The sequence below is a fragment of the Streptomyces sp. NBC_00775 genome (assembly GCF_036347135.1).
GTDB classification, from domain to species: Bacteria; Actinomycetota; Actinomycetes; order Streptomycetales; family Streptomycetaceae; genus Streptomyces; species Streptomyces lutosisoli.
The window spans coordinates 11,036,119-11,046,878 of the sequence record NZ_CP108938.1; the positions used below are offsets into that span (position 1 = coordinate 11,036,119).

Sequence of the window (10,760 nt, forward strand, 5' to 3'; positions counted from 1 at the left end):
GCTCACGGTCCACGGCTGGCACGTCCGGCTCCGGCGTGGGCAGCCGGACGGTGCTGGACGGGTCGGTGATCAGGAAACGCGGGATGCGGCGGAAGGTGCCCAGCTGCCGCATCAGGGCGAGCACCCCGATGAACCCGGCCGTCAGGAAGGCCAGCACCAGCTGTCCGAGCAGGGTGGAGTAGGGCCTGGTGTAGCTCGGCACGAAGAACCCGGCCACCACGACGCCCACGGTGATGACGGTCATCCACCGCACAGTGGTCCGCGGCTTCGCCCGGTCCGCCTCGATGGCGCGCTTCTTGGCGACCTCGTCGCGGACCGTTCCCGCCAGATCCTCCAGCGCCTGGGCCAGGCCCGGGCCGCGGTCGTTGACCGACAGGATGAGCGCGGCGACCACCTTGTCCGCGGTGACGTCGTCGAGCTCCTGGGCGAACGCGCGTAGCGCTCCATCCGGGCGCCAGCCCAGACGCAGCCGGTCGGACAAGTTGACGATCTGCGGGGCGAGTTCGTCCGGTGCCCCCTGACGGCTGGTGGTCATCGCCTGTTCCAGGCCCATCCCCAGCCGCAGCAGGCCCGCCAGCCGCTGGGTCCACTCGCTGAGCGCCTCCAGCTGGCCGATGCGCGCCTGCGCCATCTGCGCGGGCGTGATCAGCCAGGGCACGCCGACGACGGCCCCGCCGAGCAGGGCGCCGCCCACGAAGTTCCCCGAGACCAGCCACACCGTCACAAAGACGACGACCGCCAGGACCGCGAGGGTCCGCCGGCGCAGCCGGACATCCTCGCTCTGGTCCTTCCTGGAACGCAGAGCCTTCCACCGCTCCCGCAGCCGGGCGCGGCGCGGCGCCGTCGTTCCCACGACGCCGGACACGAAGCCGATCAGCCCGCCGATGACGGCCATGCCGCACAGCAGCCCCCACAACAGCGTCATCGGCGCGCCTCCACCAGCAGCGGCAGCGGCGCCTGCCAGGCCCCGTGGGGCTGCTGCAGCAGGGAGGAGTCGAAGCCGACGCGGCGCAGGTCGTCGACGCAGCCCGGGTCCATCCGGGGAACGGCCCGCAGCTCACCGAACTCGGTACCGGGGGAGAAGACCGTGTTCGTGGCCGGCCGGCCGTTCTCGCCGATCCCGGTCAGCTCCAGGACATGGGAGACGTAGCGGTGGCGGCGGCCGCCGATCTGCGTCTCGTCCGTCATGTCGACGTACACGATGAAGTCCAGGCCGTTGGCGGTCTGCCGGTAGGCGAGCTGCTCGGACAGGTTCTCCTGGGCGAGCGCGTACAGCTCGGCGATCCGGTCGAAGATGATGTCGGGCCTTCGGGCGTGGATCGTGCACAGATTGCCGCCCGATCCGTTCGTCAACGCCTGCATCATCGCGACGACTTCAGGCCCGCGGACCTCGCCGACCACGATCCGCTCCAGCGACATCCGCAACGCCGGGTGCATCAGGTCCAGGAGCGTGACCTCGCCGGCGCTGCGGCCGGTGACGTCCTTCTCTCCGTTGGACTCACGGCCCACCAGGGAGACGACCTGGCGGTGGTAGCCGTTGTCGTGGGCGAACAGCTCGTCCTCGGTCTGGATGGTGGCGAACCGGCACTCCGGGTCGAACTCCTTGAGCATCGCCCGCATCAAAGTGGTCTTCCCGGCCTTCTGTTTCCCCGCGATCATGATGTTCTTCTCGGCACGCACGCACGCGCCGAGGAACGAGCGCAGGACCGGGTCGATCGTGCCCAGCCGGACCAGGTCGTCGAGATCGGCGTGGGAGACCCGGTGCCGGCGGATGACCGCATAGGTCATCGGCCCGAGACCCGTGATGGCCTGGAGGCGGGAGCCGTCCTGCAGGGACAGGGCGAGGGTGGGGTTCGCGGTGGAGATGGTGCGCTCGTTGTGCCCCGATCCCCGGGCCAACTCCCGCAGCAGCTCCAGCAGTTCCTCTTCCGACTCGGCGATCGGCCCGACCATGCGGCGTTCACCGTCGCCGTAGTCGAGCCACACCTCGTTCGGACCCTGGATGATGATGTCCTCGACCCGGTCGTCGTCCAGGTACGGCTGCAACCTCCCGGCCCGGAAGAGAAGGTCGTACACGGCGCGCCGCAGCGGTTCGTCCTGCTGTGGCGTCATCGCCCGGGCGTCCGACCACAGGGCGACCGCCTCGGCGATCCAGTTCAGGCAGCGCTGCTCTTCGCCGGCCCGGTCCATATCGGGCTTGGTCTTGAGCAGCTCCTCGCGCTGCCTGGCAACCTGGGACGCAATGTCCCGGGCCACCTTGTAGTCGACAGTGACCTGAGGAGCCGCGGCACCGAGCACGTGGGTACTCGAGGCAGCACCGGCAGGCGCCGGCGCCCCGTTGGCCTGGCGCGTCCACGTCTGGGACATCGGCGCCACCGTGGGGTTGGGGTGCAAGGGCCTAGCGTGCACGGGTCACCTCCCCGTCAGCGGCGCGCATGCCGCGTGGATCCAGGCGGGCCCGGCGCAGGGCGGCCCGCTGGACCAGCAGGGTGCCGGCCGTGCGGGCAGCCTTCATCAGCGACGACCTGGTGAACCGGCGGGGCTGTTCGGCGCCGTCGGACAGCACGCGGGCGTCGTCCGGCGCGAACGGCAGGGTCGCCACCACCGGCACCTGCAGCACACGCTGCACCTCGCCCGCGGGATACGGCCCCTCGTTGACCATCAGCACACTGACGTCACCGACCCGCTCCACAAGCGCGCGCACCCGGCCCTCCGCCGCTTGCAGACAGCGCAGCGTGTTGCGGACCACCACGAACACTGCGTCGGCCTGCTCAGCCAGCACACCGGAGGGCCCGTACGCCCCGCGGCGGCCGAGGTCGATCAGGACGTCGTGGCCGGCTTCGGTCTCGATGCCACGGAACATCTGCGCGAGGACCTTCCACACCGAGCTGAGGCTCGCCGACTGAGCAGGGTCGGTGATGCCGGGCAGCAGCAGTCGGTCGCGTGGTGACTCCGTCTTGGCGTCCTCGCTGCTCAGGTCGATCAGCTGCCGCCAGAAGGCGTCGCTGAACTCGCCTTTGCGGGCGGCGACCGAGAGGTTGCGCAGCCCGTACCGGTCGCCGAGCGTGCCTGCAGCAGGCCATGGAGCACGGCTCCGCCGTCCGGGTCGCACTCGGCCAGGATCATCCGCCGGCCCGGCTCCAGAGGCCACGACAGCAGCAGGGCGAGAGCGCTCGTGCTCACGCCGGGCGCGCCACTGCAGCCTGCGAGCGCGATCACCGCCATCAGCTACCGTCCGGAGCAGCGAGGACCAGGCGCAGGGTGCCGGCCGCCACCCACGCGGCGGCGGTCGGTCCTTCTTCCGCAGTTGTGGCGACGTCGACGACCACGATCCCGGTGCCGGGAGCGGCGCTGGAGGCCTTCACGACCCGGCCTTCGATGGTCTCCGGCGGGGTGCCGGACGTCTTGCCGGTGTCCGCCGCGCCCTGGGCCGGGACGTGCACCAACTCGACCTTCTGGCCCGGCACCAGTGCCGTGGCCGGCACCTGCTCCGGCTTCAGCCCGATCGGCACAAGCTGCTCACCGGCCTTCACCAGGCTGTCCTTCGTCACCTGGGACGGAGCGAGCAGGGAACCGGGCCTGAGCTCGACAGCGGCCCGCTTGCCCACCACCGAGTCCAGGTCGTTGCCGCGCACCGCCTTGACGGCCGGGTCCAGGGCAATGGACGCCGTCGCCAGATCGCCTTCGGTGACGACCTGGCCGACCTGGACGTCGCGGACGACGGTCACCACCTCGGTGCGGTGGCCGACCTGCAGCAGCAGGACGGCAACACCCGCCCCTCCGGCGGCGATCAGTGCCAGCGACAGGGCGATGACACCCGGTCGGCGACGGCGGGCCGACACCCGCGGAGGAGTGACGGGCCTGGCGAAATGCCCCTGAGGGGGGACACCGTTGGAGGTGACTGCGTCCACACGTTCTTGGGTCCTGCTCAACGTTCCGTCCTTCCGGCAGCGTTACCTGACGACCTGCACTTCGCCGATCGCCACCTGCACGTTGGTTTGCCGGATCTCGGTGAGCTGACCGGCCGCCCCGCCGCCCTGCCAGTCGATCGTCCATGTCGAGGTCGCGGTGACCTGGTACTTGCCGCCCTGGGAACCGGCTGAGGTCTTGGAGTACGGGTGTCCACAGGTCGGGGACTGGGCCATGCCCTCGGATGACTGGTAGGGCGTGCCCGGGCCGTTGCAGGTCACGGAGGCACCGTCGCCCATCGTCCACACGATCTTCGACACCTGCGCGGTCGCGGTGACAGTGATCCCGCCCGCCGAGGCCGACGCGGTGTTCGGTCCGTAGGTCGTGGCGCTCTGGTTGACCCACATCCACATCGGGACACCCACGGTGTACTTCCCGGCCGCGCGCGGGCTGGCGATGTCCGGGCCGAGCAGCGTCATGGAGTCGACCGCGCGCTGGGCCAGCACCTGCGGGTCGACCTGCGGCACCGGAGGCTGCCCCAGCGGCACGACGACAAAACGGTCTGGATTGTCCTGGCCGCCGTCCGTGCAACCGTAGAGGTACACGTCGTTCTTCTTGGGGTCGGCGCCCTTCCACCCCGGCCATGCGGCCGGAGGCTTCGGATCGACCTTGGTGTACTTACACTCCACCTTGCTGTCGCCGCCGTCGTCGCCGCCTTGTGAGCCGCCCGCCTGCCCGCCGTTGCCGCCGGTTTCGTCACCGACGCCGACATCGACGCAGAACTTGATGACCTGGCACTTGCCGGCACCGACGTCAGGATCATCGCCAGCGTGTGCGATGCCTGCCGAGGCCAGGGCGAGGGCGCCGGTGAGTGCGGCGAGGCGCCGGGTTAGCAGGCTTGCTCTTGAGCGGTCAACTTTGTGACCATCCACTTCGTCCCCCACTTTTCAAGCGTTGCGGTGCTGACGTATTTGATGAGCCGCGACGTGGGCAGCGAGACCTTCTTCTTCGAGGCCTTGTCGATCAGCGTCCAGTGCGTCGTGTCGACGCAGTCCGTGACCGTGGCTGTGGGGATCTTGGCGTCAGTCACCTTCACGACCTTTGGATTGATCGCCGGCTTGCCGGTGGTCACCTGTCCGGCCTTCCGCATGACCTCGAGGTCGTGCTCGATATCGAACAGGGCCCTCAAGGTGGTGTTCTTCTTCAGGTCGGTGCCCGCCGAGGAGGCCTTGCTGTAGGCCTCGGTCTGTGCTGTCCACGAGCTGGTGTACGTCGCGATAACTGCGGCGTCCTCGGCGTCAGTGGTGGAACTGGGGGACGGCGAGCCAGACGTTTGCGTAGGGCTCGACGTTGACGGTGAAGCGTCCTTGTCGCTGTCGCTACAACCGGCCACTGCCAGCAGACTGCCGGCGAGGAGCAGGGCGGTTGCGTGCTTCCGGGTGCGAACAGCGGCGATATGTTGCGCTGATGAGCGTCGTTGTGTAGCTGTCACGTTGTCTCCCCGTACGACGCGGTGCGGATGACCGCCGCCCCGGCCCTCCGACGTACGGCGGCCCAGAACCGCGGCCTGGTCCAGCTGCGGTGATGCGTTTGCGTGATCGCAAGGTTACGCATATGTAGTCAACTTCCCAGCTTGATATCTGAGTTCACTCGTACAACTTGGGACGTGTCCGGTCACTTTCAGAACCCGAAGTTGATTTGCGTCCTGTGTATTCGCGCGTTCCGCCCGTGCGCGATCCGGCGCGGCTCCCGGTGTCTGTGCGCCGGGGTGGAGGCTGTTCGGAGGGGGAGTTGGCCCACCGGGTGGGCGGGGGCGGCGACCATACGGTGATCACGTCGCCGTCGAGGGTCACGAGCCGGTCCGGGAACTGGCGGCGCACCAGGTGCAGATCGGCCAGGTCGAAGTCGCCGATCCCTTCGACCACGCAGGCGCTCCCGACGTGCGTGACGGCTTGGGTTGAGACGGCCACCTGCCCACGGTGCACACTTCGTTTCTGCGAATTTCGCCAGTAGCTTGTGTCATCTGGCATCCCCTAAGTTCGGTGCACGCAAGGCTGGTTCAAGCTGGCGCCAGGCCGTGCAGAAGTAAATTACTAGTTCGCGTGAGCAAAGTTCAAGTGGTTTCGGTGACAGTTGCAAGGCTGCGACATTCGGCCTCAGGCGTCATGCGGCGTCACAGTTCGGTCCATGGGCGTGGTTCGCCGCCGGTCAGTGGCACCCATACATCGCTGGTAGGTCCGTGTATTTCGAGGTCGTTCAGGACCGCTGCGCCGAGCGGTACGTGCCGGGCCAGTGTGGCCACGAGCGGGTGTTGGGAGACCATGGCCTGCAGGTCGTGGATCCGGTTGCTCAGGACGTACGGGGAGGCTCCGGTGAGCACGAACAGGACGCGGGGGAACACCGGATACCAGCGCAGCCAGGCGGCCCCGGGAACAGCCGACTGGCGCGCTCGGGACCGGCCGGCAGGCTGCGGCTGGTACGACCACAGCCGCGCGTAGTCGATCAGCTTCGACGCGAGCCGCTCGCTGCTCATGGTCGTCCGGTCGACCTCGACGAACGCCCTGAGCTTCGTCCGCTGTTCTTCGCCGATGAGCGTGTAGTGCATCAGCGCGTCCGTGATGATCTTCTCGCCGTCGCTGAGCGGGTGGGAGACCTCGGGCGTCCAGTCCAGGTGACCGTGCTCGTCACCACGCCTGCGGGCGTCGGTGACGAACGCCAGGTGGGTTCGGATCACGGTCAGGGTGTGCGGCGTCTTCAACGAGGCAGCGGTGGCCGAGGTGATCGGATACGGCGGCCGGCCCCGGAGCGCGGGGAAGTCCCGGACCAGCCGGGCCCCCTCGCCCGTCAGATACCAGGCGCGGGAGCGGTTGGACTGCGGCAGCACCGTGTAGTCCACCAGGCCCTCACGGCGCAGCTTGTTCAACGGAGTGGAGAGGGTCTGCCGCGCCGTGCCGGGCCGCAGCAGGTCGTGTAGCTGACCGGTGGTCGCCATCCGGTGCTGCCCCAGCACGGCCAGGAGCTGATGCGGCAGCGGCTCGACCGGACTCGGCGTGCGGCCGGACGACACGGCTTCGAAGGTGGTGGTCACTGGTAACCCTTCTTCTGCAGCCGTACGGCTGGCGGGATGGTGGGGGCGAGTTGGGCGAGGAAGTCGCCGACCCGGCCCAGCTGGTCGGTGGCGCGGGCCGTGAGCTGGTTAAGGGGTGCGGCGCCGGCCGTGGCCCTGGCGGCGCGCTCGAGTGCCGCCGCTTGGCGGGGGCGGGCGTACTCGGCGAAGACCTCGTCGAGGTGCGGGCCGGTGATCCGGACGGGACCGACGCGACGGCCCCGGACCGTCAGCGACATGTAGTGCTCGAACCGGTCCAGGGCTGCGACGACGTCAGGTCCGGGACGGTCGCCCCATTCCGAAGTGATCGGCGCGATGGCGGACTGCGAGCCGGCGGTGGACGCCAGAGTGGAGGCGTTCTGGACCAGGGACAGCCGCACCGGGATGGGCAGGCGGGCCAGCAACTGGGTCATGCCGTGGACGTGGACCCGGTACTTGCGGAAGTCCTCGAACATGCTGGCGATCGTCTCTGCGGCCGCACCGGTCAGGGTGATCAGCTCGTCGAAGTATGGGCGGAACGGGACACGTTGGCCCTCGGGGGTATCCCGGCGGGAGCGCACGGCGCGCAGCAGGTCCCGGGCGAGGAGCGCGGTGATCAGCCGGTCGGTGGGCCCGTTCCCGCCCGGGCACACCCACACAATCATCTTCGAGTCCATAGCGGCGCGGATGTTGTAGCGGCCGGCCGGCTGCCCGAGGAACGCGCGGGTGACGGGGTTGGCGGCGAGGCGGGCGATCGGATTGAGGACCACGGCGAAGGAGTCGACGGGCAGCGTAGGGAACACCGTCTGCCACCAGGAGCGGGTCTCCTCGTCCAGGCGCCCCTGAACCCCGGCGAGCGCCGCAGCGCGGAAGACCGGGTCGGTGAGCAGCGCCCGCACGTGGAAGACCGTGGCCTGGTCTTCGGGGCGCCCGGCCAGGCAGGCGGCTTCGTTGACGGCCACCAGCACCGCCAGGGAAGCGGTGAGGATGGTCAGCGCGCGGGGTGCGCCGGCGTCGTCCCAGCCGAGCGCGGACGCGAAGGCGTCCGTCGTGGCCTCGACGACCTCGTGCGCCACCTGGCGCTGGTGCATGCCGAGCGGGTTCCACGAACTTACCTGTGGAGCAGGCCCACTGGCGTTGAGGTCGATGAGCGCGATCCGATCCATCAGTGCGTCGTGGGCGAGGAACGGCAGAGCGCGGGGCCAGGAGTCGCGGTGCGGGTCGACGAACATGAGCCCGCCTCCCGCATGAGCCCAGCCGATCGCCTGCGCGAGGGCGCGTTCGGTCTTGCCGCCGCCCGCCTTGCCCACGCCGACCTCGAACAGCGTCTCCTTCGCATAGCTGGCGACCAGACGTCGGCGCCCGTCGGGGCCGCGGTAGACGCCCTGCAGCAGCAACGTGGGGTTCTCGAACTCGAAGGTCGGCAGGTCTCCGGCGAGCAGCGGCAGCCGGCAGTGCACCGTGGGCGGCTTGAGCAAGCCGGTCAGTTCCTCCAGACGCACCCAGTTCGGGCGGGGCGGCTGGCAGTGACCCAACGTCCAGCGGCGCTCGAAGCCGCGGCGGCTGGGCCAGCGGTCCGCCCCGAACCGCCACGGGCCAACCCGCCATCCGCGCATCGCCCACCGTGAACCGCCGCCGAACACGTCGAAGGCGGCCTGAAGCTGGGCGAGCCGGGCCTGGCACCGGCCTTCCGTGTTCGACGCGCACATCACCAGCAGCTGCACGCGCACCAGGTGGTCGTCATCGGCGAGCTTGCCCAGCGCCTCGGCCGGCTCGACCCGGCGGGGGACGGGCGGCATGACCAGACGGCGCCCGCCCCCGCCCTGCTTGCCGCCGGCCAACTGCTGGAGCTGCCAGGCCAGTGAGTCCTCGAGACCGGTGGCGTCCTGGCGCACCCACCGGGCGGCGCGCTGGGCCTCGCGCCGCTCCCTGCGGCGGGCGTCCGACATCAGATGCAGACGCCGGGCCCGCAGCGCCCACTTCGGGGCCCGCTGGATGTCGAGCCGTATCTCGGCCAGGTCCCCCAGCTCCGCCCGCAGATCGGAGACGGCATCGATCAGAGGCTGCAGTGGGTCGGGGTTGAGCGGGACATCCCGCAGCGGGGCCGTGGGCTTGCCGCGCAGAACGAACTCGGCTCGCACCACATGCTCACGCGGCTTGTCGACGAGGGGGCGGGCCCGGTTGACGGTGATGTCCGGCCCGAACGGGGTGATGGACAGTAGACGTTCACCGCCGGCAGGACCTTCGATCCGGTAGCGCAACGGGCTCGAGCCGTCGGCGCGCAGCCGGATCTGCACCGCCTTCGACCTCCGCGGCGCCCACCACGGCATGCTCGTTGAAGCCCGGGCGAGCTGGACCCCGCGGCGGAAGATCTCCTCCAGGCCGGGGTCGAAATGCTGCGACGGCACGAGTTCCAGCGCCATCCGCTCGGCCGAGGCCTTCCTTGCCAGACGGCGTACCACCATCTCGCCAACGGCCCAGGCGACGGCCGCGGCCGCCACGGGCACGTACCAGTGGGTGATCACCCAGTCAGCGGCGTTGACCAGGCCGGCCAGCAGACCGAGGACATGACCGGCCGCCGTGTCATCCGCCCGGTCGGTCAGGTACGGGGCTGAGGCGTCCACGTGAACGCTCCTTTCGTCGAAGTGCGTGCGAAGTACCAGTCGGTGATGCGCCGGTCGGTGTAGGTGCCGCCGCGGTCGGCACCCGCCCACACCAGGTGCACGACCGCCTTGTCCGGGCTGCCGTCTTCGCGGGCGATGGCGGCCTGGATACGGAAGCGGGCGGCGGCGAAGGCTGGCGCGATCGCCTGGTCCGGGTTGCCGAAGAGCGCCGGCCACTTGGCGCGGCCGATCCCGGTGGCGTCCGCGCGCAGCAGGTCACGGCCGGTGCGGCTTCTCATTTTGGTGTCACCAGTGGTTCTCATCTGGATGTCGTGCATCTCTACTGGTCAGAGCGCAGAAGTGGTGACATCAAGTGAGGAGTCTTGGTGACATCGTGTGAGAATCCCCAGCGCACTGAAATGAGAAGGCCGTAGGAGTGGCTATCTGACCTGCTATTTTGTGCTTTGACCTTGCTAGGTGAGAGCCGTGCGTGATGGCTGAGAAGCCTGATCCCCAAGGACCGCCGCTGGGGGCGAATGAACCCGAGCGCTGTGACCGGGCATTACAGGTTGCTGTGTCCGTCCGCCGGCTGATCAGCCATCACCGTCCCGCTGAGGGCCGGGACGAGCTCACGGGCCGGGACCGAGTGAGAGTACGCAAGCACAGTGCTCCGACGGTTTGTCCGTAGTGACAGACCCCCACCTGTGTGGGGAAGACGACGCCGCGAAGGCAGAGCTCTCCATCGACCCGGAGAGACCCCCACGCGTGTGGGGAAGACGAGCTGCGACTTCAGCCCCATCACGTCGATGTCGACAGACCCCCACGCGTGTGGGGAAGACGTCTTCCCTCTGGGGCAGGGGGTGTTGAGCCGGGGACAGACCCCCACGCGTGTGGGGAAGCCCAGCCGGGCGGCGTCGACCAGGACGTCACCATGGACAGACCCCCACGCGTGTGGGGAAGACTCCTCCTATTCCGGCTGCAGGCCGGCCACGCCGGACAGACCCCCACGCGTGTGGGGAAGACCCTTGCTCACCTGTGGTTTTGGAGACCGGTAGGGCATTTTTTGGTCACTTTACATGACTTGGCCGTGCTGGTGAGAGCCGCTGCCTGGCGGCGGTTGCCTTTGGTGGTTCGGCCTGAACTGCCCGATCGGTAGGTGGATT

8 protein-coding genes, 2 pseudogenes and 1 CRISPR repeat array are annotated in these 10,760 nt (G+C 69.3%); all 10 genes and pseudogenes read right to left on the reverse strand.

What is annotated here, in order from left to right; all coding sequences use genetic code 11:
* Position 1: 1 nt before the first annotated feature.
* Positions 2–925 (reverse strand): annotated as a pseudogene (locus OIC96_RS49495) (type II secretion system F family protein); the annotation flags it as partial.
* The gene (locus OIC96_RS49500) at positions 922–2,367 is read right to left on the reverse strand and encodes a CpaF family protein (protein ID WP_330301555.1); all 1,446 of its coding nucleotides are present in this window, start codon (positions 2,365–2,367) and stop codon (positions 922–924) included. The pseudogene OIC96_RS49495 and the gene OIC96_RS49500, both read right to left, overlap by 4 nt.
* Before the next feature lie 31 nt (positions 2,368–2,398).
* A pseudogene (locus OIC96_RS49505) lies at positions 2,399–3,225 on the reverse strand (hypothetical protein).
* Complete coding sequence (locus tag OIC96_RS49510; RefSeq protein WP_330301554.1) at positions 3,225–3,911, reverse strand: SAF domain-containing protein; 687 nt, start codon at positions 3,909–3,911, stop codon at positions 3,225–3,227. The pseudogene OIC96_RS49505 and the gene OIC96_RS49510 overlap by 1 nt, the downstream one beginning before the upstream one ends.
* A 42-nt stretch (positions 3,912–3,953) precedes the next feature.
* On the reverse strand, positions 3,954–4,853 hold the full coding sequence (locus OIC96_RS49515) for an ATP/GTP-binding protein (RefSeq protein ID WP_330301553.1): 900 nt from the start codon (positions 4,851–4,853) through the stop codon (positions 3,954–3,956).
* Positions 4,799–5,401, reverse strand: coding sequence for a hypothetical protein (locus tag OIC96_RS49520; protein WP_330301552.1), 603 nt, complete (start codon positions 5,399–5,401; stop codon positions 4,799–4,801). The genes OIC96_RS49515 and OIC96_RS49520 overlap by 55 nt, the downstream gene beginning before the upstream one ends.
* A 154-nt stretch (positions 5,402–5,555) precedes the next feature.
* On the reverse strand, positions 5,556–5,834 hold the full coding sequence (locus OIC96_RS49525; RefSeq protein ID WP_330301551.1) for a hypothetical protein: 279 nt from the start codon (positions 5,832–5,834) through the stop codon (positions 5,556–5,558).
* Positions 5,835–6,082: 248 nt separating this feature from the next.
* Positions 6,083–6,997, reverse strand: a complete 915-nt coding sequence (locus OIC96_RS49530) for a replication-relaxation family protein (protein WP_330301550.1) — start codon at positions 6,995–6,997, stop codon at positions 6,083–6,085.
* Positions 6,994–9,618 (reverse strand): ATP/GTP-binding protein, encoded by a 2,625-nt coding sequence (locus OIC96_RS49535; RefSeq protein ID WP_330301549.1) that lies wholly within the window; start codon positions 9,616–9,618, stop codon positions 6,994–6,996. The genes OIC96_RS49530 and OIC96_RS49535 overlap by 4 nt, the downstream gene beginning before the upstream one ends.
* A complete protein-coding gene (locus tag OIC96_RS49540) occupies positions 9,594–9,896 on the reverse strand; it encodes a hypothetical protein (protein ID WP_330301548.1) in 303 nt (100 codons plus the stop codon). Before OIC96_RS49540 ends, OIC96_RS49535 begins: the two co-directional genes overlap by 25 nt.
* Before the next feature lie 390 nt (positions 9,897–10,286).
* Positions 10,287–10,618: a CRISPR direct-repeat array (repeat unit 26 nt; unit sequence GACAGACCCCCACGCGTGTGGGGAAG).
* The last annotated feature ends 142 nt before the right edge of the window (positions 10,619–10,760 follow it).

What these genes read in the sequence shown, in the direction of transcription:
- OIC96_RS49500 (WP_330301555.1), bottom strand. Translation starts at nt 2,367, where the DNA reads ATGTCCCAGACGTGGACGCGCCAGGCCAACGGGGCGCCGGCGCCTGCC.
- OIC96_RS49540 (WP_330301548.1), bottom strand. Translation starts at nt 9,896, where the DNA reads ATGAGAAGCCGCACCGGCCGTGACCTGCTGCGCGCGGACGCCACCGGG.